This is a genomic window from Alteribacillus iranensis (assembly GCF_900113025.1).
GTDB lineage: Bacteria > Bacillota > Bacilli > Bacillales > Marinococcaceae > Alteribacillus_A > Alteribacillus_A iranensis.
In genome coordinates this window covers 198,072-225,066 of the sequence record NZ_FONT01000003.1, presented here as the reverse complement: position 1 = coordinate 225,066, position 26,995 = coordinate 198,072, and the positions used below count along the sequence as shown (strand labels likewise).

General features: G+C 42.5%; 24 protein-coding genes and 1 pseudogene. 7 read left to right on the top strand and 18 right to left on the bottom strand.

Translation table 11 applies throughout. The features are described 5' to 3' along the window. Positions 1–13: 13 nt before the first annotated feature. The 7 genes and pseudogenes from scpA to BM095_RS08780 form a co-directional block, all read right to left on the bottom strand. A pseudogene (scpA, locus tag BM095_RS08810) lies at positions 14–2,204 on the bottom strand (methylmalonyl-CoA mutase). After that, positions 2,201–4,303, bottom strand: a complete 2,103-nt coding sequence (locus BM095_RS08805; RefSeq protein WP_091660419.1) for a methylmalonyl-CoA mutase family protein — start codon at positions 4,301–4,303, stop codon at positions 2,201–2,203. Before BM095_RS08805 ends, scpA begins: the two are co-directional and overlap by 4 nt. 24 nt (positions 4,304–4,327) lie before the next feature. Continuing rightward, positions 4,328–5,884 (bottom strand): acyl-CoA carboxylase subunit beta, encoded by a 1,557-nt coding sequence (locus BM095_RS08800; RefSeq protein WP_091660416.1) that lies wholly within the window; start codon positions 5,882–5,884, stop codon positions 4,328–4,330. Between the two features lie 97 nt (positions 5,885–5,981). Beyond that, the gene (gene accB / locus BM095_RS08795; RefSeq protein WP_091660413.1) at positions 5,982–6,491 is read right to left on the bottom strand and encodes an acetyl-CoA carboxylase biotin carboxyl carrier protein; all 510 of its coding nucleotides are present in this window, start codon (positions 6,489–6,491) and stop codon (positions 5,982–5,984) included. Between the two features lie 13 nt (positions 6,492–6,504). Then, entirely contained in the window at positions 6,505–7,140 is a 636-nt protein-coding gene (locus BM095_RS08790) for a TetR/AcrR family transcriptional regulator (RefSeq protein WP_177194755.1), read from the bottom strand. Between the two features lie 26 nt (positions 7,141–7,166). Next, positions 7,167–8,513 carry an acetyl-CoA carboxylase biotin carboxylase subunit gene (gene accC, locus BM095_RS08785; RefSeq protein WP_091660411.1) on the bottom strand — a complete coding sequence of 449 codons (1,347 nt, stop codon included), beginning with the start codon at positions 8,511–8,513 and terminating at the stop codon, positions 7,167–7,169. A 237-nt stretch (positions 8,514–8,750) separates the two neighbouring features. Next, positions 8,751–10,718: a flagellar assembly protein A gene (locus BM095_RS08780; protein WP_091660408.1), complete on the bottom strand. Its 1,968-nt coding sequence runs from the start codon at positions 10,716–10,718 to the stop codon at positions 8,751–8,753. Between the two features lie 317 nt (positions 10,719–11,035). Between BM095_RS08780 and BM095_RS08775 the strand changes: the two genes are divergently transcribed. The 3 genes from BM095_RS08775 to BM095_RS08765 all read left to right on the top strand — a co-directional run bounded on the left by BM095_RS08775 (position 11,036) and on the right by BM095_RS08765 (position 12,289). Beyond that, positions 11,036–11,332 (top strand): 4a-hydroxytetrahydrobiopterin dehydratase, encoded by a 297-nt coding sequence (locus tag BM095_RS08775; RefSeq protein WP_091660405.1) that lies wholly within the window; start codon positions 11,036–11,038, stop codon positions 11,330–11,332. A 184-nt stretch (positions 11,333–11,516) separates the two neighbouring features. Next, entirely contained in the window at positions 11,517–11,966 is a 450-nt protein-coding gene (locus BM095_RS08770) for a DUF948 domain-containing protein (RefSeq protein ID WP_091660402.1), read from the top strand. After that, positions 11,963–12,289, top strand: coding sequence for a hypothetical protein (locus BM095_RS08765; protein ID WP_091660400.1), 327 nt, complete (start codon positions 11,963–11,965; stop codon positions 12,287–12,289). Before BM095_RS08770 ends, BM095_RS08765 begins: the two co-directional genes overlap by 4 nt. Positions 12,290–12,390: 101 nt before the next feature. Here BM095_RS08765 and BM095_RS08760 read toward each other — a convergent pair whose 3' ends face one another. From BM095_RS08760 to BM095_RS08725, 8 genes are all read right to left on the bottom strand, one after another. Next, complete coding sequence (locus BM095_RS08760) at positions 12,391–13,080, bottom strand: cytochrome c oxidase subunit II (RefSeq protein ID WP_177194754.1); 690 nt, start codon at positions 13,078–13,080, stop codon at positions 12,391–12,393. Positions 13,081–13,312: 232 nt separating this feature from the next. Next, positions 13,313–13,804, bottom strand: a complete 492-nt coding sequence (gene queF, locus BM095_RS08755) for a preQ(1) synthase (RefSeq protein ID WP_091660395.1) — start codon at positions 13,802–13,804, stop codon at positions 13,313–13,315. Between the two features lie 3 nt (positions 13,805–13,807). Then, positions 13,808–14,527, bottom strand: a complete 720-nt coding sequence (queE, locus tag BM095_RS08750) for a 7-carboxy-7-deazaguanine synthase QueE (RefSeq protein ID WP_091660392.1) — start codon at positions 14,525–14,527, stop codon at positions 13,808–13,810. Next, entirely contained in the window at positions 14,524–14,970 is a 447-nt protein-coding gene (queD, locus tag BM095_RS08745; RefSeq protein ID WP_091660389.1) for a 6-carboxytetrahydropterin synthase QueD, read from the bottom strand. Before queD ends, queE begins: the two co-directional genes overlap by 4 nt. 5 nt (positions 14,971–14,975) lie before the next feature. Then, positions 14,976–15,638 (bottom strand): 7-cyano-7-deazaguanine synthase QueC, encoded by a 663-nt coding sequence (queC, locus tag BM095_RS08740; protein WP_091660386.1) that lies wholly within the window; start codon positions 15,636–15,638, stop codon positions 14,976–14,978. Between the two features lie 289 nt (positions 15,639–15,927). Next, complete coding sequence (gene dcd / locus BM095_RS08735; RefSeq protein ID WP_091660384.1) at positions 15,928–16,467, bottom strand: dCTP deaminase; 540 nt, start codon at positions 16,465–16,467, stop codon at positions 15,928–15,930. A gap of 89 nt (positions 16,468–16,556) precedes the next feature. Continuing rightward, a complete protein-coding gene (locus BM095_RS08730; protein WP_091660381.1) occupies positions 16,557–17,900 on the bottom strand; it encodes a polysaccharide biosynthesis protein in 1,344 nt (447 codons plus the stop codon). A 387-nt stretch (positions 17,901–18,287) separates the two neighbouring features. Then, the gene (locus BM095_RS08725; protein ID WP_091660379.1) at positions 18,288–18,587 is read right to left on the bottom strand and encodes an IDEAL domain-containing protein; all 300 of its coding nucleotides are present in this window, start codon (positions 18,585–18,587) and stop codon (positions 18,288–18,290) included. Between the two features lie 888 nt (positions 18,588–19,475). Between BM095_RS08725 and BM095_RS08720 the strand changes: the two genes are divergently transcribed. From BM095_RS08720 to BM095_RS08710, 3 genes are all read left to right on the top strand, one after another. Then, a complete protein-coding gene (locus tag BM095_RS08720; protein WP_091660376.1) occupies positions 19,476–19,859 on the top strand; it encodes a hypothetical protein in 384 nt (127 codons plus the stop codon). 266 nt (positions 19,860–20,125) lie between these two features. Further along, positions 20,126–20,779, top strand: coding sequence for a potassium channel family protein (locus BM095_RS08715; protein WP_091660374.1), 654 nt, complete (start codon positions 20,126–20,128; stop codon positions 20,777–20,779). Between the two features lie 79 nt (positions 20,780–20,858). Continuing rightward, positions 20,859–22,502 carry a BCCT family transporter gene (locus BM095_RS08710; RefSeq protein ID WP_091660371.1) on the top strand — a complete coding sequence of 548 codons (1,644 nt, stop codon included), beginning with the start codon at positions 20,859–20,861 and terminating at the stop codon, positions 22,500–22,502. A 45-nt stretch (positions 22,503–22,547) separates the two neighbouring features. Here BM095_RS08710 and hmpA read toward each other — a convergent pair whose 3' ends face one another. Next, positions 22,548–23,777, bottom strand: a complete 1,230-nt coding sequence (gene hmpA / locus BM095_RS08705; RefSeq protein WP_091660369.1) for an NO-inducible flavohemoprotein — start codon at positions 23,775–23,777, stop codon at positions 22,548–22,550. Between the two features lie 187 nt (positions 23,778–23,964). Between hmpA and BM095_RS08700 the strand changes: the two genes are divergently transcribed. After that, complete coding sequence (locus BM095_RS08700; RefSeq protein ID WP_091660367.1) at positions 23,965–24,414, top strand: Rrf2 family transcriptional regulator; 450 nt, start codon at positions 23,965–23,967, stop codon at positions 24,412–24,414. 86 nt (positions 24,415–24,500) lie between these two features. Here BM095_RS08700 and BM095_RS08695 read toward each other — a convergent pair whose 3' ends face one another. Together BM095_RS08695 and mgtE are read right to left on the bottom strand one after the other, a co-directional pair. Beyond that, the gene (locus BM095_RS08695; RefSeq protein WP_091660365.1) at positions 24,501–25,037 is read right to left on the bottom strand and encodes a hypothetical protein; all 537 of its coding nucleotides are present in this window, start codon (positions 25,035–25,037) and stop codon (positions 24,501–24,503) included. Between the two features lie 153 nt (positions 25,038–25,190). Beyond that, positions 25,191–26,552: a magnesium transporter gene (gene mgtE, locus BM095_RS08690; RefSeq protein WP_091660362.1), complete on the bottom strand. Its 1,362-nt coding sequence runs from the start codon at positions 26,550–26,552 to the stop codon at positions 25,191–25,193. Between the last annotated feature and the right edge of the window lie 443 nt (positions 26,553–26,995).

The following is a 26,995-nucleotide window of genomic DNA, read 5'->3' as shown; positions in this document are numbered from 1 at the left end:
TCTTCTTATATCATTATGATATTCCGTGTTCATTTAGCCTTTTGTTGACTTCTTCCATCACTTTCTTAGCGGCTGCAGGAATGACGGTCCCCGGTCCAAAGATAGCCGATGCTCCGTTTTCTTTTAAGAAATCATAGTCTTGGGCGGGAATCACTCCACCGATCACGAGGACCATATCTTCTCGTCCTTGCTTTTTCAATTCTTCTTTCACTTGAGGCAGAAGTGTCTTATGGCCAGCTGCCAGCGAACTCATACCAAGAATATGAACATCGTTTTCCACAGCCTGAATCGCTGCTTCTTCCGGAGTCTGGAAGAGAGGGCCAATATCTACATCAAATCCTAAGTCTGCAAACGCTGTGGAGATCACTTTCGCCCCGCGGTCGTGGCCGTCTTGCCCCATCTTCGCTACCATAATCCGTGGACGACGTCCTTCTCTTTCCGCAAATTCATCCGTAAGCTGTCGTACTTCTTCCATTAATTCTTCCTCTCCAAATTCAGCACTGTAGACCCCGCTAATAGAGCGAACAACCGCTTGGTGTCTTCCTGCTGATTCTTCTATAGCATCTGAAATTTCTCCAAGAGTAGCACGTGCTCTCGCAGCATTCACCGCAAGTTCTAGTAAATTTCCTTCTCCGCTCGCCGCTGCCTGGGAAAGCGCTCGTAGTGTTTCTTTTGTTTCTTCTTCATTACGCTCAGCGCGTAGCTTCTCTAAACGTCGAAGCTGAGATTCACGAACCACGCTATTGTCAATGTCTAATATATCTAACGGCTCTTCTTTATCCAGGCGGTGCTTATTAATCCCGACTACTGTTTCTCTTCCGGAGTCAATGTGAGCTTGTCTTCGGGCAGCTGCTTCTTCGATCCGCATTTTTGGCAAACCTGCTTCAATTGCTTTGGTCATACCACCAGCTTCATCAATTTCCTCGATATGCTCCCATGCTTTTTTGGCAAGCTCTGCTGTTAAGCGTTCGACATAATAAGAGCCCCCCCACGGATTCTACCACATTCGTCATCCCTGTTTCTTCCTGTAAGTATAACTGTGTGTTACGTGCGATCCGAGCTGAAAAGTCAGTAGGCAAAGCAATCGCTTCATCGAGGGCATTTGTATGAAGCGACTGCGTATGTCCCATAGACGCTGCCATCGCTTCAATACACGTACGGACTACATTGTTATATGGGTCCTGTTCTGTTAAGCTCCACCCGGAAGTTTGTGAGTGCGTACGTAGTGCCATCGATTTTTCATTCTTAGGATTGAACGGTTTCATTAAACGTGCCCAAAGCAAACGAGCAGCACGCATTTTCGCAATTTCCATATAATGATTCATGCCAATAGCCCAGAAAAATGATAAACGAGGAGCAAATTGATCAATATCTAAACCGGCTTTTAAGCCTGTCCGTACATATTCTAACCCATCCGCAAGTGTATAGCCCAGCTCTAAATCAGCTGTCGCCCCGGCTTCCTGCATGTGATAACCGGATATAGATATGCTGTTGAATTTTGGCATATGTTCAGACGTATAAGCGAATATATCAGCAATGATACGCATAGACATTTCCGGTGGGTAAATATACGTGTTACGAACCATGTATTCTTTCAAAATATCATTTTGGATCGTCCCTGTTAGTTTCTCTTGGCTGACCCCTTGCTCTTCAGCCGCTACGATATAAAACGCCATTACAGGGAGAACAGCTCCGTTCATAGTCATCGAAACGGACATTTGATCAAGCGGAATGCCATCAAATAATACTTTCATATCTAAAATGGAGTCAACGGCAACACCAGCTTTCCCGACATCCCCTACTACACGCGGATGATCAGAGTCGTAGCCTCGATGTGTCGCTAAGTCAAACGCAATCGATAACCCTTTTTGGCCGGCAGCTAAATTACGCCGGTAAAATGCATTGGATTCCTCTGCGGTGGAATAACCCGCATACTGTCGCACTGTCCATGGTCTTGTTTTGTACATGGCAGGATAAGGACCACGTAAAAACGGCGGGATGCCTGATACATAACCAGTGTGCGGAAGGTCTTTCGTATCTTCTTTCGTATATAATGGCTGAATCTTAATTTTTTCCACGGTACGGCCATACTGGTATTCCGCTTTTTTTCCAGAGGTTGTTTCTACATCTTCTTTCCATTTCTCTATATTTCCGCCCGACTTGACGTCATTATAATTTATTTTCGTGAAGTCTGGATTTCTCATTTACTCTCCGCTCCTTTCACTCGATGCAACCAGCTTAATGTCTCGTATACATTGGAATGGCGATGAATCGTTCCATCTAATCCACGTTCTGATAATTGTTGATTTTCTTCGTCAGACAAGTTGCCAGCTAGAAGTATAGTTTTATCAGGAGTTTGTTTCTTTACACCCTCTACAATGTCTGCCGCTTGTTCCTCATACGATTGGTCTGTACCGCAGAGTACAAGAATTGATTCCTCTGTCGATGCTGCTTTTTCAACGGCCGTTTCCGTATCAAGTAAATCCTCTGTTTGTACGGTTTCAAAGCCTCCCGTTTGCAGAAATCCTGACGCAAAATCAGTACGTGCTTTATGGGAAGCTAGTGGCCCTAACGTGACTAGGAGAGCCGATAAAGATTTACCTTTTTCCTCTTTGTAGGTGTTCGCTTTATCACGCAGTTCTTCAAACACTTCAGCTTCTCTCCATAGAGGAATGTTAGGTATTTGTTTTTCTTCACTAGCAGCCCATCCAAGACCAGCCGCAATATCTTGTATGGAAGCTCCCTCTTCCGCCGCTTGAATAGTTGATTCGACTATATTATCTTCGTCATAGTTTCGTTGCGCTCTTGAGAGGGAATTCTCTCGCTTCTGCAAATAATTGGATACCTCTTGAGAGTCGTCTTCCGGAAGTACAGAAATAGGTTTTTCGTCGAGATCTGCGTATTTGTTTACACCAACAAATACTCGCTTCTGTTTCTGTACGTCTCGCTCCCTGTCTTTTTTCTTTTCCTCTACCTGAGCTTGAGGAGTTCCCTTTTCAAGACTCGTCACCAAGCCTCCTTCTGCTTCAATCTCCTGAAACAGACTCCATGCTTTTTGCGCTAACTCATCTGACAATTGTTCAATGTAAAAGGAGCCGCCGCCTGCATCAATCGTTCGGCCAATATGTGCTTCTTCTTGCAAAATAATTTGAGTATTACGGGCAATACGCTTCGAGAAGTCAGTCGGACGCTGAAATGCCTCATCAAAAGGAGCAACTTCTATGCTGTCTGCCCCTCCTGCCGCAGCCGCAAAAGCTTCTGTCGTGCTACGAAGCATATTCACGTACGGATCATACTTAGCTTTTGTTCTTTGTGAGGTGGTTCCATGAACATGCATCGTACGCTTTTCTTCTTCGATGTCAAATGCTGCTTGAATGTTGGACCATAGAGCACGTGCTGCTCGAAACTTCGCTATTTCCATAAAGAAGGAAGCTCCCGCTGGAAAACTAAATTGAAAGAATGGTGCACTCTCTTCTGGTGAGACGCCACGTTGTTGTAACTCTCTCAAGTAAGTGACACCAGCAGCTAATGTGTAAGCAATTTCCTCCACTGCGCTCGCCCCGCCATTATGGTAAGGCTCACTGGAGACGAGAACTGTTCGTAGATTCACTTGTTGTTGTTGACTCCATTTGATCACAGCGGCCATATTATCGAAACTCTTGGTTAGTGAAACTGGAAGACTTCCATGTTTCACCCAGCTGCCAAGCGGGTCAGCTGCAACACTTCCCTCAATCTTTGTTAATTCTTCCCGGCTCTGAAGAGAACCCGCGAGAATTGAAAAAATCGGTAAAATATCCGGGCCCGCTTCCATATGTAACGTATGATTCTCCCAATCTACTTTGTTAAAAAGAGTTTTTACGTCCTCTACATCAACGACCAGCACTCCTGATTCGGAAATGTTATCACTCGCTGGCTTTTTTCCTTGTAAGACAGGGGCATTCAAGCGGATCGTCACACCATGTTGTCCTTTTTTCAGCCCTGTATTTATTTCTTTGTTAGCAGCTTCAGGGGTGCGTTCTGTTACAGCTTGAGTAATATGCCATGCTTTTTTATCATCGGGAAGGACACCTACTCCTCTTAGATGAGGGGCTTGTCCTGGAATATTATCTGTATACGGTAGCTCTTCACGATCTTTTTCTACATACAATGGCTTTAATGTGATTCCTTCTGGAGTCGTTGTATACAAAAGTTTTTCCACTGATTTCCCTTTTAGTGATTTCTCCGCAGCCTGATACCACTCTTCTTCACTAGGGACAGGGAAATTACATATGTCCGCCAACACAGATTGTAGTTCGTCTTTCATTTGTTGTTCTCCCTTCCATTTCAATTATAGAGGAATATTTCCGTGCTTTTTCTTCGGATTCTCTTTTTTCTTGTTCTTCAGCATATCCAGAGCGTTTATCAATGACTTACGTGTATCACGAGGGTCTATTACATCGTCCACCATCCCATTACTTGCAGCAATGTATGGATTGGCAAAACGATCTCTGTATTCCTGAATTTTTTCTTGCCTTGTTTCTTCCGGATTCTGACTTTCTTTTATATCTTTAGCAAAAATAATATTTGCCGCACCTTCCGGCCCCATAACTGCAATTTCTGCATTTGGCCAAGCGAACACCATGTCTGCTCCTATTGCTTTACTGTTCAACGCGACATATGCTCCACCGTAGGCTTTCCGAAGGATTACTGTAATTTTAGGTACGGTTGCTTCCGAATAAGCGTATAAAATTTTCGCTCCGTGACGAATAATGCCTCCGTGCTCTTGCTGAATGCCTGGAATAAAGCCGCTAACATCTTCAAGCGTAATGAGCGGGATATTAAAACTATCACAGAAACGTATGAATCGAGAGCACTTATCTGATGAATCAATATCCAGACCGCCGGCCATCATTTTAGGATTATTCGCTATGACACCGACTGTCTCTCCATTTATTCTACCGAATCCTACTACAATGTTCTTGGCAAAATTAGGCTGTACTTCCATGAAATCTTCCTCATCCACCAGCATTTGGATGACTTTGCGAACATCATATACTTTCGTTCCGTCTGTCGGTACGACATCCAATATGTCATCAAGCCGTTCTTCTACTGCTGGCACAGACGGTCCGCTTTCTTTTCTTGGAGCTTTTTCTTCGTAATTAGAGGGTAAATATTGGATTAACCGACGGACTTCTTGTAGTATTTCTTCTTCTGTCGGAGCGGTAAAATGCGCATTACCACTTTTACTTGAATGTATTTTTGCCCCGCCGAGATCCTCACTATTGATTTTTGCACCTGTCACTGTCTCAATAACTTTTGGACCAGTGATAAACATTTGGCTCGTCTTCTCCACCATAAAGACAAAGTCTGTAATGGCAGGGGAATATACCGCTCCTCCTGCGCAGGGACCCATAATAACAGAAATTTGCGGAACCACTCCGGAGTAGATAGAATTGCGATAGAATACATGTCCATATCCATCCAAGGATAAGACTCCTTCTTGAATACGTGCTCCTCCCGAGTCATTTAGACCAATGATCGGAGCTCCATTTTCAGCAGCAAGATCCATAATTTTGGAAATTTTTAAGGCGTGCATTTCGCCAAGCGCACCGCCAAACACGGTAAAATCCTGGGCAAATAGAAAGATGAGTCTTCCGTCTACTTTGGCGTACCCTGTCACTACTCCTTCCCCGGGAGCTTCGACCGTTCCGTAATCCATGCCCCGGTGTTCAATAAAAGGATTTACTTCTGTAAACGTTCCTTCATCTACTAGTATATCAATTCTTTCCCGAGCTGTTAATTTTCCTCTATCATGCTGGGCATCAATTCTGTTTTCTCCACCGCCCAGTTTCACTTTCTCTCTTCTTTCTTCCATCTCGTCAATACGATCGAAAATATCGCTCATTTTATGTAACCTCCTTATAGCCTAATGAAAATGTCAGCGCCCAAACACAATGACATTCAGGCGCTGTATATTCTCTTGATGATATTCTCTGCAGGAGTTACGGCCTTACGAGGAATAGAGGTTGTCCGTACTCAACCAATTCACCATTTTCGACAAGAATTTCTACAATTTCTCCAGACACCTCTGCTTCAAGCTCATTCATCAGCTTCATAGCCTCTACAATGCAGACGACAGTGTCTTCTTGTATTTTATCACCTTCTTTTACGTAGGGATCAGCATCCGGGGAAGGCGCCCGATAAAATGTACCAACCATAGGGGCAGTGATCTCCTGTAATGTTTCGTCTTTTTTCTCTTCTGTTTGCGTCGTTTCAGAAGCAGATGTCTTTTCCTCTTTAACTGCTGTCTGATTTGCTTCTTCTTTCACAGGAGGAGCTGGTGGTGCTGACACGGCAGGTGCTTGAGGGGCCTCCTGTTGACCAGAAGCTTCTACTGATCCTTCTTTTTTAATAATTAACTTTTCTTTATTCTCGCCGCGAATTTCCAACTCTCCAATTCCAGATTTATCCACCGCTCGAATTAACTCTTTTATTTCATTCACTTTATACATGTATAACACTCCTTCAACTTTTTACATTCGATGAAAGGAAAAAGCGCTGGTAGTCTTGTTTGTTTCGTGCTTCTTCCGTTAAGACTGCCTGCATGATTAAATCAGCATATATGTCAGCTATCTCCTGGATCGAATACTCTCCTTCAGTTTTGTACCATTTATATGTCCAATTAATCATTCCAAAAATCGCCATAGATGTGATAGGTACAGGGAGCTCAGAGCGAAATTCCTTTTTTTTCTTACCCTCTTTTACTACTTTAAACATGAGGTCTTTATACCGATCACGCTTTTTTTTAATACTGTTAAAATAATCAGGCGCTAAATATAGACTTTCCTGATAAAATACGGTGACGTGAGCCCGGTACATCTCAAACATCTTCACGAACGAACGGATTGTTTCATACAACTGCTCTGCCGGCGTATTATAGCTATCATGGGCTTCCGTTGCCTTGTCAATAACGTACGTAATAAAGGAATCATGAATCATATATAACAGTTCATCTTTTGATTTGAAATTATGATAAAAGCCGCCTTTGGACGTATTACTCTGCTTCACAATTTTATCGACGGTGACGGCATGAAACCCATTTTCCTCAAACAACTGCAAAGCCGCTTCCATAATCCGTTCTTTAGTTGTTTTACGCGGCACTCCACACACCTGCCTTCTGTCCGGGATCAGTCCATAATTTTATGATTTTCAAGAAATGTCGTGTTAAACTCTCCCTTTTGAAAAGCCGGGTGGTCCATTAGTTTTAAATGGAACGGGATTGTCGTGTCCACTCCCTCGACAACAAACTCAGATAGTGCGCGTTTCATCCGTTGTACTGCTTCTTCTCTTGTTTTTCCTCTCACTATCAACTTAGCTACCATGGAGTCATAAAACGGGACAATGGTGTAGCCTGGGTACACTGCACTGTCAATCCGCACACCTAGCCCGCCTGGGGGAAGATACATATCAATCTTTCCTGGGGAAGGCATGAAATCTTTTGCTGGGTTCTCTGCGTTGATACGACACTCGATCGCCCAACCCTCAATTTGAATCTCTTCCTGTTTTATAGAGAGATGCTGACCAGAGGCAGCACGTATTTGCTCTTTGATTAAATCAATTCCAGTTACTTCTTCTGTCACTGGGTGTTCCACTTGAATGCGTGTGTTCATCTCCATAAAATAAAACTTCTTATGTTTGTCCAATAAAAACTCTACTGTGCCCGCTCCACAGTAATCTACAGCTTTTGCTGCTTTGACTGCTGCTTCACCCATTGCAATTCTTATGTCTTCATCAAGAGCAGGTGACGGTGCTTCTTCGACAAGCTTTTGATGACGTCTTTGAATGGAGCAATCTCGCTCGCCAAAGTGTACGACGTTACCGTGAGAGTCAGCCATAATTTGAATCTCGACGTGTCTTGGCTCCTCTACAAACTTTTCCATGTAAACACCAGCATCTCCAAAGGCTGTGGCCGCCTCGCGCTGTGCCATGCTGATGGCATTTTTTAAATCCTCCGCGTCTCTAGCAACCCGCATTCCTTTTCCACCGCCGCCGGCTGTAGCTTTTACAATAACGGGGTATCCAATCTCTTCCGCTGTCTTTAATGCATCCTCTTCATTTTCAATGATACCATCCGTTCCAGGAACAATCGGAACACCAGCCGCTTCCATTGTGTCCCTTGCTACAGCTTTTGCGCCCATTTTATTGATCGCTTCCGCAGATGGTCCGATAAATGCAATATCATGATCTTTACATATCTCCGCAAATTCCGCATTTTCAGCTAAGAACCCGTAACCGGGATGAATTGCTTCTGCCCCTGTCTTTAATGCAGCGGCAATTAAATTCGTCTTTTTCAAATAGCTATCCGGAGATGGCGGAGGACCTACACAGTAGGCTTCATCTGCCATCATAACATGGAGAGCTTCACGGTCCGCTTCCGAGTATACCGCTACTGTTTCAATGCCTAACTCTCGGCAGGCCCGGATGATGCGTACTGCGATTTCTCCGCGATTGGCGATAAGTATTTTTTTAAACATCCTGACACCTTCTCCTTTTTCTTTTATTATTCTTCGGTTCTTCTTCTCCAGATAAAAGGAATCTACCTACCCAAACCGACTAGTCAGTCTGCATGTTTATTGTAAAAAAATTAAAACAACGTGTCAACCGCTTAAAACAAGCAAAATGATTTCTAGAGAAAGGCCTCACACTATGTAAGTGGGAGGGGGCATCTTATGAGTGGCCGAGGGCGTGCAGTCTGTACGCCCTGGACCTGTTTATTTTATTAACAGCTCACCCGACTTGTCTAGTCTGGCATAGATATTTCGGGTTTCTACACGACATTCGAATCGGCGGTTGCCTATTTTAATGATTGTATCTTCCATCGCTTGATTAATCCGAATTTCTCCATCCTCTGGCACTTCAAGCCATGTTTTGGTTCCGGCTCTTGAGCCTGCTGTTCCGATTTCAATTCTATCTCGCGCATAAATGGAACCTCCGACAAACGTTCGGTCAATGGTAACTTTTCCATCTGCACGTATTTTGGTGTGGGTGCAGCCTTTACCAATGACATGAACATCACTATTACTAATTATATCACTATTCATCCCATAGGAAAAAGTGACGTCTGCCTTCGAGCTTGATGTAGTTTGGATCTCTTCCTGTAATGACACCATGCGTCTGTGCAGCATTCTTAAGTCATCTATCGACTTCACACCGTCTTTATGAAGGATAACGAACGTTCGGTAAAGCTGGGCCGCGAGAGATTGCCACTCTTTGTTCAAGACATCTTTCTTTTTTTCGATAGAAATTATGATTTTCTTTATGTTAGGAACAAAGCGATGAAACTTTTTATTGAATAACAAACTCAACAAGGATTGTATATTTGTGTTGTCATCCTTGAAAGATGGAGACTGCTTCAGCTGCTCAAGAGCTTGGATGATTTGAGACATCTGATCTGCTTCTTCCAGTATGTTGTCTCTTATCTCTGCCAACACTTGGTTACTATTCCCGGCAGAGATAGAAGTATTGATTACGTTTTGATTAATAAACATCCGATGACCTGATTTTACTACCGCATTTGTCGCATACCCTTCAACAATCAACTCTCCTGCTGCTTCTACCTTCATCTGATCTTCCACGTTCCCATGTATAATGATGTCGCCATCAAATTGTACATTTCCACTCTCCATATTCACATGACCGTTATGTTCATATTTTGGAACAATGGAGAGATGAACCGTACTGCCTGTGTTTTCTGCATGAGGCCGTCCTGCTTTTGTAGCAATGATTCTATTTTCTGTTGCTATGTATTGAATCCCTTCCCCTTCCTGGAGTGATACAGGCTTGCCATCATTTGCTTTTATAGATTCTCCGTAGATATCCGTCCCGTCTTTTCCTCGCTCTGGCGGTATGATGTAAGCAATCGTCTCCTTTGGTTGAACCGTTGGAATGTACGTGGACTCTCTAAAATCGACTGTCCCACCGTCTAGCAATTTAGGTGCCACCTTTTGCGGTTGAAGTTCAAACTGATACATAAGTGTTCCGTCTGTTCCATGCGTCGGCGGCTCTCCTTCAGCAATGACAAATCTTTGCTCTTTGTCAGACTTGCATGCCGATTCGATTGCCTCTTGGTTGATCCCGTAAGATATGTTCTGATCTCTAAGCTCTTGCTCAATATCTTGTACTGTTAGCTCATTCTCGATATGCTCAACTTCTTTTACTTTTAGATGTAGCTGTTCAGAAGGCGCTGTGTCGATCACTTCTTTGATTACCGTACATCCTGGTCTCACCTTCAAAATTGCCTGCAGCTTATCGCTATCTGCTGTCACAGACCACTTCGTTTTCCTATATTCTTTGTTCCCTTCCACCGTCCATGTTTCTCCCGCTTTCATGACGGTTTGTTCCTCTATCAATTTGCCGTCCCGATACACGAAGACATCATCAGAAGGCTTACACAGAGGCAGTTGGTGATCATTCGGTTGAAAGATAATCTGTCCATCTTCTATCCAAGCCTTCCCTTCCATCCGCTCACTAGAACTCTTCTTTCTATGACTGCTTGTATCGTTTTCATTTTTAAATTGGACACGAATATGGACAGCCGGCTGTTTCCAACTAAGAAAACCTCTTCTCGTATCGGAGATCCGTTGAATATCTAGCTGATCGCGTGGAATTCCAAGTGTTTCCTCCGCTTCTTTCACAGCTTCCTCATAAGAATATCCTTTGAATTCAAAGGGATGTTTCATGATTTTCCACTCTCTTCTTTCCTTATCTTTTACAGCTTGAGCATGTGATTTTTATGGGGTGAACATTCATGATTTTTGTCAAGATTCGATTGACCATTTGTCGACCGGGTCCGAAGCATATCATTATTCAAGGTCTCTGGCTGCTCTTTCTTTGCCCTCTAAAAATGATTTTCTTCCTCTATATTGAAACATTGGTTAATGTAAGTATATAACTGAACCTGATGCTTGACAATCTTCCCTCGGATCCACGTTTTTTTATAAACCATTGGTGGAATGAAGTACTTTATCAAACCCTTATACTAAGAAGGAGGAACAGAATGGGAACGTTAGAGAATGAAGAAATTGAACAAAAACTACAAGAGCTTGACGGCTGGAAACGAGCAGATGCAAAAACGATTGAAAGACGTTTTACCTTTAGAGAATTCCTTACAGGGATTGCTTTCGTTGAAAAAATTGCGTCTCAAGCAGAAAAAATGAATCATCATCCTCACATTACTATCGACCATCGTACGGTCACGATTCGTCTTTCCACGTTGGATGAAGGCGGGATCACACAACTAGATATCGATTCAGCAGTAGCGTATAGTAAGATATATAACGAGTACTTTGGGTGAACGTTGATCAGATTACAAGCGTTTGAACAATGAAAACCATGGGTACAGTAGTAAAAGACAAATATTTAGAAACATCGCAGAAAACGAAACAATTTTCCAGAAGGAATTTTGTACTCTCTGTCGAATGATGTTCCACGGCGGGGTTGTCTTATTTTCATCTGGAAACATATTGGAGGGATATTGAATGGATCTAGTAGGAATTAGTGTACTTATCATTGCCATTGCCTTCGTCGTACTCGTTATATTTCTTATTCGAGCACTTAATAATTTAAGCAATGTGCTCAACGGGGTAAACGAAACGGTTGAAAAATTACCAGATCAATTGGATGAAGTGATGAAAGAGACTGGGACTGTCATTCATAACAGCAATGACACACTTGCTGATGTGAATGAAAAACTCCGGGCTCTCAATCCACTGTTTTACATCCTTGGTGATGCGGGAGAGGCCTCTCGTAAGCTATCCTCTTCCTTAGTTGATGTAACGAAGTCGATGAAGCAAAATACGGAAGAAGGAAAAGAAAAAGTAGATAAGAGAGATTTAGGCGGTATTTACGGAGTAGCATCCCTTGCTTATTTCCTTTTCCAAAAACGGAAAGCCTTAAAAGAATTAAAACAAGGGAACGATTCCGTATGACACGAAAACCATCTGAAGCAAAAAGAAAGACAGACATGAAAAGTCTTCTTTCTGGAGCTGGTTTAAGTTTTCTTGGGGCTTTCTTCACCACCTTTCTCACCACACCAGTCAATGGGAATACCGCCCGTCAGAAAGCATCAGAAATGGCGGTCTCTATGAAAAACCTGCCATCTCGCACAAAAGAGAATTACCAGAAACGAATAGAAAAATTCTATGAATCTGGACATATCCGTTATGAACTCATTCATGGAGAAATGGACGAATTGAAAAAAGAAGCCCGCCTTTCTGCAGCTGATCAACCGTCTTTGGCAGTGAAACAGTGACGGGGCTCAGCTCTGTAGATTAAAACGCTTCCGACTATCTAAATTGATAATCGGAAGCGTTTTGTTTGGTTTTTTTATGCACACAATTTGAAGTCCCTTAGTCAGGGACCCCCAGTGTTTTTCTCTGCTTCCATCCACTTATGAAATGATTCTTCCTCAAGAACGATAACTTGGAAACAATTCTCCTTGTTAGGGTTACCATACATGTCTACACATTTTCCTTCATACACATTAGGCATTCCCGTTTCCAAATAAAGCGTATTGGCTTTCCCTGGCATGACTTTCTTCTTCACATCTAACGCAGGAATCCAAAAGGAATGGATGTGCTCCTCTGCTTGTAATTGAACTACAACCTTCTGATTGGCCGGTACATATAGAACAGGAGAATGGCGTACATCTTCTTCTGGATAGTGAAACTGCCAGTTGTTTTGCTGAACAGTTACTCGTATGTGATACTCTTCTTCATCTGCTTTCGTTTCTAAATGATACGTTTGTAATAGAATGGGAACGGCTAGAATCGCTAGCAATACAACGGGGAGCAAGGCCCATGTCACTTCTAGACTTCTATGTTCGGCCCTGCCATCACCCGGGAGGTCCGTTCGTAATCCATCACGGTTACGCCAGAAGAACCAGACAAATAAAAGAGCAGTCGTAAAGATACCAATCATTAATAACGTAAGGCTGGAGAAAACAATATCCTGCTGTTCTCTTATATTTTTATTCATCTCCATCTGACAACCAGTCAGAAATATAAAAAGCATGAACAAAGCAGCAAACAGTTTTGTCCGCATCTGTCTCCCTCCCATCCGGCACCCGCCATGACATACATATTTTTATGTATGTATTCCCTCTCTTTTCAAGGGGAAAACACATGAACTTTCGATAAACCAAATGGAGGTTGATTCAATCGCCTTATGACAAAAGAAGAGGTAAAAAAATAAACCCATTGAGACCTTTCTCAATAGGTTTATTAGATGTGAAAGCTGTATCGCTCTTCTGTCTCATGTCTGTCCTCATGTAGAGTTATCGGTTATCAATTTTTTCGGGATACATGTCATGATACATAAGCCGCTGTGCCGCCATATCTTCATATTTCGTTCCCGGTTTCCCGTAGTTGACATAAGGATCAATCGAAATACCGCCACGCGGGGTGAACTTCCCCCAAACTTCAATATAACGAGGATCCATTAACTCTAATAGATCATTCAAGATGACATTCATCGCGTCTTCATGAAAACCACCATGATTACGAAAGCTAAACAGATATAGCTTCAGTGACTTACTTTCTACCATTTTTTCATCAGGGATGTAGCTAATATAAATAGTCCCGAAATCTGGCTGTCCCGTTTTCGGACAAAGCGTCGTAAATTCAGGGCAATTAAATTTCACAAAGTAATCGCGGTTCGGATGATTATTCTCAAATGTCTCTAGAAGAGTCGGATCATATTCAAACGTATATTTCGTGTCTTCACTCCCTAAGTGGGAGAGGTTTTCAACGCCTTTTCTTTCCGTCATCATTTACACTCCTTGCTTGTTTCCCCATAGCAATGTATGAAGCTGTGGGAGAACTTTCACTTCATTTAAACGATCAGAGGCAATAACCTGATTCACCAGCCATTCATAGTTCAATAACAGCTGCTTCAACAGCCACTCCCCTTCTGCCGCGTCCAGGTGTGGGTTTCCTGTCTGTAAATACATTGGCACATCCGGGTAACGTGAATGAACGGCTTCCGCATAGCGCAGGTCACTTTCATCAAAAATAACTACTTTTATACTCGTTCTTTTTCCGGGACGGTCTTTTAGATGATTGATATAATGATCCAGTTTTTCCCAATCCGTCTTCATGCGTGAGCTGGGCGGCTTAGGTGAAATGGTGACATCATCAATGTCTATCATCCAATCCTGCCAGATCGATCCTTGTGTTTCTACCGCTGTTCGCACACCTTCGTCCTTCAGCATTGCGATCACTTCTTCTATTCCTTGATGAAGTGCTGGATTCCCGCCAGATAGCGTTACGTGGTTAAAGGAAGTACCGCCTGTTTCTCTGAGTCTGTTTACTATTTCTTCTGCTGTTAATAGCTCGGCTTTTTGAGAACCATCCCAAGTGAAAGCTGAGTCACACCAGCTGCAGCGATAGTCACAACCCCCCGTACGAACAAACATCGTTTTTTGGCCAATGACCATGCCTTCCCCTTGGATGGTTGGGCCAAAAATCTCAAGAACAGGGATCTTTTTCATCGAAAGTCCCCTTCCTTCGGACGATACACAACATAGCTGGTTGGTGTTTCCCGGACAAGCACTTGGACACAGCGCGGTTTATTCTGCTTTTTATCAAGCTCTGATTGAACCATTTGCCAAATAGTGCGAGCCACTACTTCTGTTGTTGGAAATGTGTCGGCAGAGTCTTCTTCTTCACTGCCAAATTGATCATCCTCGTTTAAAAGCGTATGGTCAAATCGCTTATGAACCACATCTTTTAACGTTTTAAAGTTGACCAAAAATCCTGTGTTATCTAAATCATCACCAGCGATGGTTAAGTTAATCACATACGTATGGCCATGTATATTTGCGCACTTTCCAGCAGAACGAGCAGGAATAAAATGTGCTGCCGCAATATGCATGTCTTTGTTTAATTCAAATCGGTAAGGATGCGGAACTTGCGGATAAAATTGATGAAGCATGACTCTTACCGCTCCTTTTCTTTCATATATTCTTTATATCCCGCATGGCGGAGGTGGCAGGCAGGGCATTCACCGCAGCCTTCTCCGCGAATACCGTTATAGCAGGTTAATGTTTTCTCTTTCACGTAAGAAAGCCGGCCCAATCGGTCTGCCAGTTCCCATGTTTCTTTCTTATCAAGCCACATCAGCGGGGTATGAAGGACAAACTCCTTGTCGGTTGCTAAATTTAGAGTAACATTCAGCGATTTCACAAAAGAGTCACGACAGTCCGGATAGCCACTATAGTCTGTCTGTGATACACCAGTTACCACGTGCTTTGCTCCTTTTTGAGAAGCGGCAATGGCCGCAAAAGAAAAGAACAAAAGATTTCTTCCTTCCACAAATGTGTTAGGAAGTTCTCCCTCTTCCCCTTCTGATACTTCTATCTCTTCCCTCGTCAAAGCATTTGGGGCTAGTTGATTTAATAATGTCATATCCAGCACATGGTGATCTACGCCTAATTCTTCCGCGATCTCTGCCGCTACTTCCAGCTCTTTTCGATGACGTTGTCCGTAATCAAAAGTTATAGCGCTCACTTCTTGAAATCGTTCGAGCGCCCAAAACAAACAGGTTGTACTGTCCTGACCGCCGCTAAATACAACAACTGCTTTCTCATCAGCAAAACTCAAGACAATTACCTTCTTTCTCTATCTATTTATACCCTTGTCGGGAAAAGTGTTAGACAAAATATACCTAGTCATTATAACATTTTCATGCTCTCTTCGCTTTTAAGAGGGTTGGAGCTCAAGCAGACCGTTAGCCGTGAGAAGCGCTGAAAAGTACAGAAATACGCTGCTGGCCGGTTAGAAGCGACCTCGATCGGCCGGCGTCTCATGCTTGTCCTGCACATCCTATACCTTCTTAGAAAAGCATGAAAACAGCCCCTCTTTCAAAGGGGCTACCGCTTTCCTCATTCAACTATTTTTGGACTTCTTGATCTAAATATACTTGGCTGCCTACAGCATTACGCTGTCCTTGATATTTGCCTTGATATGGGGAAGCTGCTTTTTGGTCCATAAACGCAAGGACAAGCTGAGCGATCCGCCGTCCAGCAATTAAACGAATTGGGAGCCTATTCGCGTTATATAATTCCAACGTGATCTCTCCCTCAAAACCTGGATCGACCCACCCAGCATTCTGGATGAACAAGCCCATTCTTCCAATCGAGCTTCGGCCCTCCACAAACGCAGTTACGTGGTTTGGGAGCTTTACGTACTCCTTCGTAGTCGCCAACAGGAAAGAGTTTGGTGGAATAATTACTTCATCACTTTCAAATTCTACATATTTAGCCGGTTCGTCCAAGGCTATAGCTTCGATTGCGTTTTCATCTATTTTTAAGAAATGGGTGCCTAATCGAATGTCAACCGATGCCGGCTGGATTTGATGCGGTTCATAAGGGGATATCGATAATTCTTCCTTCTCCATCATGTTCTTAATTGTTTGGTCTGATAGTATCACAGTTCTTCCTCCCTGAGTCACGATGATATCATTCTAACATATAGTATAGCTGATCGTGACGGCTTACACCATCTCAGGAAATATTTTTCTTAATGCAGCTTCTTCTCATACATTTCGTATACCCGAAAGCGAATCGGTTGTTCCATTTGACGGCGAATTGCGGTGTAGTGCAGCAATGTCAGTACCACCACTCCTGTATTCATTCCAATAATAATGCCATCCATCTGAAAAACAGGCATAGAACCAAGCATATACATTAACACAAAAGACAGAGTCGTCGACCAGACCGAATGCAGAAAAGCATCCCTTACTAACCCAAGACCTATTAAAAATGCTTGCATCGGTATGGCAAAGAAATGAAAAAAGAAATAAGGTACAAGCAACTGCAAGTAAACGACGGCGGGAGAGTCTTCAAAAAATAAGCTCGTCAATTCTCCCGAAAAGAAGTAAAAAATAGCTGCTGCGGGTGCTGCGTATACTAACGTGAAGAACAGTATTTTCTGAAGTAGGGAATGAAGAGATAGAATATCTTTTTTAGCGTAAGATTCAGCTACAGTCGGAATGAGAATTATAAGCAGCGAATGAGCGATAAAAGCTGGAAAAAAACCAATCGTAAATGCGACGCCGGCAAGCTTCCCGTATTGAATGGTTGCTTCTTGTTCCATTACGCCAGCGTTCATTAAAGCTACTTTGATTAAAAATGGTTTCGCAGCAAATGAGGCGGCGTGAAAAATACGCAACCCTGTCGTCGGAAGCGACACATTTAACAGCGTCTGTAAGACAGAACGTTTCGGCAAGGGAGAGGCCGTGGTCTCTTTTTTCATTTGTCTTATTTCTTTTTGATAACAGAGTATTAAATAGACAAACACAACTACTTCCGTGGCGATCAATGTAGCGAGGCTAATTAAAATAGCTAGTTCTTCTTCAAAATGAAACCATCGAAAGACCGCTATCAACAGCACCAGCTGAATAGCTCTTCTTAAAAAGTTAGCAAGTGCAATCTTTCCCATCCGCTGTACTCCCATAAAGTACCCTCGAGCCACAGAAGATAAAGAAATAACCGGAATAAGAATCAACAATAAATAGGGAAGCGATGTATGATAAGAGGCAAAAACAGGGATAAGCGGAAATACGAGAAAAGCAGCAGCTAAACACGCTAACGTAAACGCCACAGTGAAACGCAAGGTATGGGACAATAAGCTGAGGTGATACTTCGTTTCCCGTTCAGCTACAGCTTTCGAGACGGATACAGGAAGCTCCATGCTGGCAATCACGATAAGAAATACAATGGTTGGCAGGATAGACATATACATCCCAAGCCCTGTTTCTCCCAATTCACGTGCTAACAGCATGTTTATCAAAAATTCTAGACATTCCCCTAAAAAGGCTGCTGTTGTTAAAAGCAGTGTTCCCATGATAAATGTTTTGTTCATGCCAGTCTCCCCTTCTATAGTCTCTATCCATGTATATGAGATAGAGATTCATTTTAGGAGCCTGGCCTCCATTCATTGAAATGAAAAAAAGATCCCCGAAAAGGGGCTGATTCAAAAGGTGTTAGTCAGTTGAAAAACATTCCGCTTTCACCACGGGCACAAGTGCGACATCAGTTCAAGCTTCACTATGTTTGCTTTCACTGTGTCTTCTTAGCCGCAGGGCAACGCTTTAGCATATGGACAAGCTCTTTCCTTTCCATGGACGGGCCGAAGGAAACAATTTATCCACTAACGAATAGCTTTTAAAATTCCTAAACTAAAAAAATCGCCAGCTTATTGAAATAAGCTGGCGCTCTTATATATGCGCATAATAACTGCGTCTCATAATTATTGAAGTTTAAAATCTAGTTCTATTTCATATCCTTGTTCTGTGATGGTTTTTCCATCTTGATATTCTTCGATGAGTGCATTATACTCTGCTGTTAATTCTTCAAACTGATCCGGGTTTTCCTGGTCTAAAGCTTCATCAATCATGCGCTGCAGCCGCTTTTTATTAAATTCAAAAACAGCATACTCCATGGTCATCTGTGCATATAACGACTGAAGAACCTGCCTCGATGGTCGTCTGCCATTCTTCGCAGACTTTACCTTCTTCATAAAATGCTGCTCATGAGTAGGATGTAACATTTTTCGTCGAACCCCCTATCCTTTCACCGGAGTCCCGGCTTTGGCTTTTCACATGTTCATTGGCGGGCGACGCGCGCATGAAGTACTGGCCCGGGTTTCAGCTTTGTTCGTTACTGAAAACATACCCGCCTGCCTCTTCCTCTAAACGCATTTACTCACAATCATCCTTCATTTTTATTCCCTTTCACATGACTGATTCAGCTTTTCAGTCGATATCCCGAATGTGAATTCCTTTTAGATAACAGTTCTTTTTCATATTGTTCTTTCTTCTACTCGTTGTAAGCTTTAAGTTTTGATGTGTTGTTACATACATATGTGTCGACCTTGCTAGAAATGCGGGCTGATATTCCTCTTTTCTAACTTCCATAAAATCAGAACAGCTCCGCCCCCCTCCCTCTTGCCTGTTATCCACTGGCATGCGCGCGCATTTTCTCACTTACGCGGTAAAAATTCTTTTTAAACGCCGTTTTCTAAAAGGTTGCAGCTTTAGTGAGGAAAGGAATCGCTGGCCGAATACTTCTACTAGAGAAACGCAAGCGACACATCCTTGAGTGTGGCGAGTTTCCAAGAGTGAAAGTGGTCTCCTTTGTAAAGAATACATCTTGAGCGCAACACAATGTCGAAAGCTTGAGCGAAGGTTCCATGTATATGTGAGGAGAGCACTCGCCAACCGCCTAGCCATCCCTGCGACTAAAAGCACAACGTTGGGGAAAACAGCTTATTCAAAGCACATTCTTATTTTTGTATGCGCTTTCTTATATTATACGAAAGTTGTTTGACTTTTTAAACTAAATTGCTTAAAAGTCAAAAAATTCCGCTTGTGCATAAGAACATATATTCGTTATAATAATAAGCAAACTAGTGTTCGTTTTCGGAGGAGGGGATTGCATGCATATTGATGAAGAAGAACATATAATGATTCATTATTCCATTTTACTTCCTCTTGTTAAAAGAGTATTAGAACAAGATATACAACGGTTTGAAAAGAGTTCTTTTAAAGTAAAAGACCCTTATTTGCATATGATTCAACACGCATTGGAAAGACTTCATAAAGACATGCATCTTATTAAACAATTTATGCGTAAACACCGAATTCGTGTGAATTTTGAAGAGAATGACGGAATGTTTTCTCGTTATTCTTACGTTTGCCGGGGGTATGAAGGGAAAAGCAGTTACTTAAATGCTAACTTAAAACGCCAGACCCGTCACTGCATGGATGCTTATTTCTCGCGACGTTCTCCCTTAGAAGCAGATTCCATTCTTCATAGATAACTTTCACGTCACTATTGCTCCAGAAGGAGAGAAGCGTTTATCAGGGGTGGATAAGTGATAAAGGAAGGATTGACAAACTCTTTGATCTCCGCGTACATTACAATTATCTTAGAAGGTATGGGATAAGAAAGACCACCGCCTGTGTCCTCTCTAACGATGAAATGGCGGACCTGATACATCCATCCCATATACCGAATACCTGTCGCAGCTAAGCAAGGCGCTTATGCTTTACTTAGAAGGGGTTATAGCAAGGAAGGAGATCAGCTGTGAAAAAACAATTTGCAGTTATTGGATTAGGGCGTTTTGGAATAAGTGTCAGCAGGGAACTTTATAAACTAGGACACGATGTTTTGGCTATCGATATCAACCCCTCGAAGGTTAATGAGATGGTTAATGATTCCACACATAGTGCTGTAGCCGACGGAACGGACGAAAAAGCACTTCGAGAGCTTGGGATTACGAATTTTGATCATGTAATTGTTGCCATTGGTGACAACCTTCAAGCTAGCATTCTTTGTACCCTTCTCTTAAAAGAAATGGGAATTGAATCGGTTTGGTCCAAAGCCCAGAATGCTCACCACCACAAAGTACTTGATAAAATTGGTGCCGATAAAATTATCCACCCGGAGCATGATATGGGAAATCGCGTGGCCCAGCATCTCATGTCCGATAAAGTCATCGATCACATTGAATTATCAAGAGATTTTTCGATTGTTGAAATTTCCGTTCCTAAGTCAATGAACAAGAAAACATTAGCTGAACTTGATATACGAGCTAAGTACGGTGTAACCATCTTAGGTATCAAGCGTGGAAAAAACATCAATATTTCCCCAGCTGCGGATGACATTCTACAACAAAGAGATGTGTTATTTGTTATCGGTCATAACAACGACTTAAAGCGCTTTGAAGAAAGTACTTGATGACAAGAGCTGTAAAACCGCTGAAAAGACGAGACTCTTCACAAAACCCTCCAGTACTTATCGAAGGAGTGTGACCACCATGCCAAAAGACAGCTATACATATGAAACAGAAAAGCCTGGCATCGTCTTTATTATTTCTACCATTTTTGTTCTAGCCTTTGTTATTTGGGGATTTGTCCGACCAAATCAATTAGCGGAAGTCGCTTCACAATCGCTGAATTTTACGATTGAGAACTTCGGCTGGTTTTACATGATCATAGCTGCTTTTTTTGTCTCATTCATTATTTTTCTAGCTGTTAGTCCTTATGGAAAACTAAGACTTGGTCAGCCGGAAGACCGTCCCGAATACTCTTTTTACTCCTGGCTCGGAATGTTGTTCTCAGCAGGAATAGGAGTGGGTTTCGTATTTTGGGGAGTGGCGGAGCCGGTTTTATACTACTTGGATACTCCCCTAGGAAGAGATTTAGAAACACAAGCCGAAGCAGCCCAGTTAGGCCTCAACTATAGTATATTCCACTGGGCTTTCCATCCATGGGCCATTTTTTCTTTAGTCGCTCTGGCTTTGGGTTATGTACAATTTAGAAAAGGTCAACCTGCTCTGATCAGTTCTGCCTTCTATCCTCTTTTTGGAGATCGTGTCCGTGGGAAGCTGGGACAAGGTATTGATATTCTCGCCGTGTTGGCAACTTCCACGGGCGTAGCAACAACCTTTGGATTAAGTGCCATGCAGATCAGTGGAGGCTTATCTTATTTAACCGGTATTCCAAATACGGCTGCCACCCAGCTCATTATTATTGCCATTGTGTCCGTGCTTTTTATGATTTCAGCGGCATCCGGACTGGACAAAGGTATTCGCTATCTCAGTATTATTAATTTAACTGTCGCAGGCCTGTTATTATTGTTCACTATTTTTCTAGGCCCGACCATCTATTTGTTAGAAACGTTTACAACTTCTCTCGGTGCCTACATTGCGAATTTTGTACCTATGAGCTTGACCATGACACCGTTCACGGAAAGCAGTTGGCTTGGGACGAACACGATTTTTTACTGGGCTTGGCATATTTCCTGGGCTCCGTTTATGGGAATGTTCATTGCACGTATCTCAAGGGGAAGAACAATTCGTGAATTTATCGGAGGAGTCCTGCTCGTTCCTTCTCTCTTAGCAGTCATTTGGTTCAGTGTATTTGGCGGTTCTGCATTAGGGCTTGAAATGAATGGAGTTGCTCCCGTAGCCGACATTGTAACAGAAACGGTAGAACTTGCTCTGTTCGTAACTTTACAGGAGTTTCCTCTCTCTGGATTAACGAACGGTTTGGCCATTATATTGATCCTTATTTTCTTCATCACCTCCGCCGATTCCGCTTCCTATACATTAGGAGCTATGACATCGCGAGGCAGTTTAGATCCGACCTTATTTACTAAGATTACTTGGGGCATCCTCATAGCCGGAACAGCGTCTGTTTTATTGCTGTCCAACGGGTTAGAAGGGTTACAGACTGCATCCATTGTGGCTGCTTTGCCATTTTCTATTATTATGGCAATAATGATTATCTCCATGTTAAAAATGTTTACGCAGGACTTGAGGAAAGAGCGAAGACAAAGAAGAAATAAGCAAATGAATGAAATGAAAGAGGAAATACTCACCCAACTTGAAGAAGAAATTGATGATTTTAATCGAGACTCCGTGTCAGACACTGAAGATGAGAAGAAAGATCGTTATTAGAAAAGCAGCCAGGACCTGTGAAAAGATCCTGGCTCTTGCTCGTTTTTAATTCAAATCAGCAGCCGGTCCGAAGAACTCAAAGTGTACCCGTTCTTCCGGAATTCCAACCTCTTTAATTAACATGTTATTCATTGCTTTAAGAAAAGGAATAGGGCCGCAGAAGTAGTAATCCGCTTCCTCTTCCGGAAGCAAGGATGCGAGCCATTCTTTTTCTATTCTGCCCTCTTTTTGAACATATGTGTCTTCCGCATCCGCTTCTCCCCATTGATCATAGCAGACGTAGTAAGAAACATTGTCGTTTTGGTCCGCTACCTGAGACGTATGGTCGTGAAAAGCATGAAGGTTTCTAGATTGCGCTGCCTGAATAAAAGTAACCGGTTGCCCGTGGTCAACCAACGTATGAAACATACTCATGAGAGGGGTAAGGCCTACGCCTCCACTAATAAGCACAACGGGACGTCCGCTCTGTTCTAGGTAAAAATCACCAGCTGGCGCTGTCAGTTCAAGCACTTCTCCCTCTTCTACGACGTCGTGTAGATAAGTAGACACTTTCCCATCCGGAAGATCATCGGGTCCATCTTCACGTTTCACACTGATGCGGAAATAATCTTTTCCAGGTGCATCGGATAATGAATATTGACGCAAGTGTACATATTCTTCGCCCGGTATTCCTGCCTTCACCGTGATGTACTGACCTGGTTCAAAAGATGGTAAGGACCCTCCATCCACTGGCTTCATATAGAAAGAAGTAATGACATCACTTTCTTTCACTTTTTTCACAACCGAGAAAGCCCGAAATCCGTCCCAGCCGCCTGATTGGCTCTGTGCTTCTTCATACATCTCAGCCTCTACCGAAATGAATACGTCAGCAATGATGCCATACGCCTCAGCCCACGCATCAATGACTTCATCCGTTGCTCCTTCTCCAAGCACCTCTTTCATGGCGCCCAGTAAATTCTCACCAACGATAGGGTATTGTTCCGGTTTAATTTGCAAGCTGCGGTGCTTGTGTGCAATTTGTTTCACGACAGGTAACAATGTCTCTAATTGGTCAATATTTTTAGCTGCAGCCAATACTGTGTTTGCAAGTGCTTCTGGCTGACGTCCCTTCTTTTGGTTTGTTTGGTTAAAAACATTCAGCAGCTCAGGGTTATTTTTAAACATTCTTTTGTAAAAATGAGTAGTAATCTCTGCTCCTCTTTCCTCTAATATGGGAGCGGTTGCTTTTACAATTTCAATCACTTTTGGGTTTAATGCAGTTTGGCTTTGACTCATACGAAAGCACTCCTTTTAATATGCATCTCTAATACATAATTAATTTTATCACTCTCATATTTTAAATCAATATCATAAATGCATATTTTATGGCAACTTCGTGAAGATATGTTAAAATAAAAAAGAACTCATTTCACATAAAATACATGCTCTGCTCAACAGAGCTAAATAGATGGAGCGTTATAGTATGCAATTAACTTCCTACACCGACTATTCCCTGCGGGTGCTTATTTATTTAAACACGATACCGAGAACCGACCTCTCGAGTGTTAAAAAAATATCGGAAACATATCGTATTTCCTATAACCACTTGACCAAAGTGGTTCATGAACTTGCGAAACTTGGTTTGGTTGAATCCATCAAAGGTCGAAACGGCGGTATTCGACTAGCGAAAGATCCAGCTGATATTAATATCGGGTGGGTGGTCAGACAGACAGAAGATAATTTATCACTCGTCGAATGCTTTGATGAAACAAACAGTGCTTGTGTCCTTACTGGACATTGTCGTTTACGAGGAGTGCTAAAAGAAGCATTGAATGCCTATTTAACAGTACTTGACAGCTACACACTTGAAGACTTAACTACCAATCAGTCTATCTTAAAACAGCTGTTGAGACCGCAGCCGTCGAGCGAATAGTTAGGAAAGAAGAAGACTTACAGGGACCTTTATTCCATATAGAAAAGCAGGACCGATGAACATCGGTCCTGCTTTCTCTTATCTATTCAAGTCGTATGATAAATATTAGAATGGCCGTCTTCTAAGGAATGGAGATGGATACTCACTGGGAGCGGTCCACTGCCTGCATTAGCTAATTCTGTGATCGTACGAACCGTACGCGCGAGGAGATGAGGATTCTTTTCGAAAATATACAGTTTCCAATTGTCTTTATCCTCTATCAAAGGCAATGTGTAATGCTGGGAACTCCAAGCTTTCGGGTACTTCCGATATTGCACCCATCCTTTAAAAGAGCCCGTCTCCCTTTCAAGTAAGGGAAGCAGCAGTCCTGATACTTGGACAAGCCAAAGATAATAAGCAGTTTCATGACGGAACCAGCTCAACGCTAATTGGGTTTGCCACTTTGTCTTAAACAACTCCGTCAGCAGAAGAGGCTCTCTCTCATCGATCTTATATTGTAATGCATCTACAATTACATCATTTATGACATCTTGAACAGCTCTTTTCCAACTGTCCATCCGATACTCTTCCGCAGGATAGAAGGGTCCTTCTTGCTTGTAAAAGGATTCGTAATGTTCATCCATATTCCCTTCCTCCTTTCCTAAGTTACCCTCATTGTACGAGAAAGAGAGTATCTTTGTAAACGCTTTTTTATAGAGAATCTCAACAAATGATGACTTGTTCGTCTCCCTGTTTCAGATCACCAGCTCAAACCTTGTATAGAGAACGTACAATCTCTACAGATATTGTAGAAAAGTGGTAGCAACCGTAAAATATATAAGCAAGCTAACAATATCATTTAATGTAGTAATGAATGGACCGGACGCAATAGCGGGATCCAATTTCAATTTATTGATCGCAAGCGGGACTGTAGAACCTACGACGCTCGCAGTGCCTAAAGAAAAAACAATAGAGAGACCGACAATCAGACCAAGTAACGAGTCTCCATAAAAAATGGTTAATAAAAGAGTGATGACAGCTCCAGACATGAGTCCAATGAGCAATCCAGTTGAAAACTCACGTACAATCGTCTTCCATAACCCTCTTTTTTCCAATGAGCCAGTCGCTAGAGCGCGCACAGAAACAGCGAGAGATTGTGTGCCGGTATTACCCGCCGATCCCATAATCATTGGAATGAACGCGGCCAAAAGAACGACTGTTTGTAACGTCTCTTCAAACCTACCAATGACTTCAGCCGTAAACAGTCCAAAAAACATGAGTAAAATAATCCATGGAGCTCTCCTTAAAGCTGCTTGCGCAGAAGTCAGGGTCATATCCGTCGAACCTCTTGAAGCTGTAATCTCCCCAATATCTTCATCAGCCTCTTCTTCCAAAACGTCAAGCACATCGTCCACAGTCACGATACCGACTAGAATATTATGCTCCGTGACAACGGGTGCAGCAAAAAAGTCGTATTTTTGAATTAAGAGAGCCACCTCTTCTTGATCTGTCGTGACATGTACCGATACGATTTGAGTACTCATTATATTCTCAATGACTTCATCGTCAGAAGAAGTAATCAAGTCACGAATCGAGGTAACACCAACTAGTCCGCCAATATCATTTACTACATATAAATAATAAATGGTTTCTGCCCCAGGACCTTCGCGGCGCAACTGTTGAATGACATCTCCTACCGTATCGCTCATTTTTATGGAGATGAATTCCTTTGTCATAATGGAGCCGGCCGTACCTTCTTCGTATGTCAACAGCTCTTTAACATCTTCTGCTTCTTCTTTGTTCATAGCCTGCAGGATCTCAGCGGATTGATCTGCCGGCAGTTCATTAAAGAAATCTGCCACATCGTCTGCGTACATATTATTAAACATTTCTGCAGCATAGTGACCATTCAATTCGCTGACGATCTCTAGCTGCTCCTCTATTTCCATTCCTTCAAAAATCTCTGCAAATTCTTCAGGACTTAAAAATTCATAAACTTGTTTACGTTCATTTTCTTCCAGATGCAAGAATACATCCGTTTGATCCGCAGGATGCAGTTCTAAGAATAGGAAACGAAATTCATCGATATTTCCTTTCATTGCAGCTGCCATGACTTGATTCATATATTCTTCTCTCGTTTGTTCGTTTAACTTCACCATGGTCTACCATCTCCCAGTTAATAAGTCCGTTTGTACCCCTCCTCGCCACGCGAGGGAGGATGGACTTCTTCATGATTTGATTCAGTTTTTTCCGTTATCTTCATCTCTCGCCTAGATGACGGACTGGTCTCCAAACCCCTCACCCCCTATAGGTGTTATTTTTTAATTAAATGATTTCATTTTTTATATAAAGAAAGGCACTCCACGGAATCGAAGGTGTACAAGGAACACGAACCTTATTTCCTAGAGCTTTGCATTGAATGGCAAAAGGTCATCATTTAGCTGCGATAAAAACGGGCTTTCTTATCCATTCGCGTCTTTGTGGCAGCAGCATCTCTTCATACAGAGCCTGACGTGGACGTCTAGATTGAATGTAGAGATAAACCTACGAGATGCGCTGAAAAAGCAGCATTGTCACAACGTTGAATATAACGCTCTGTCCA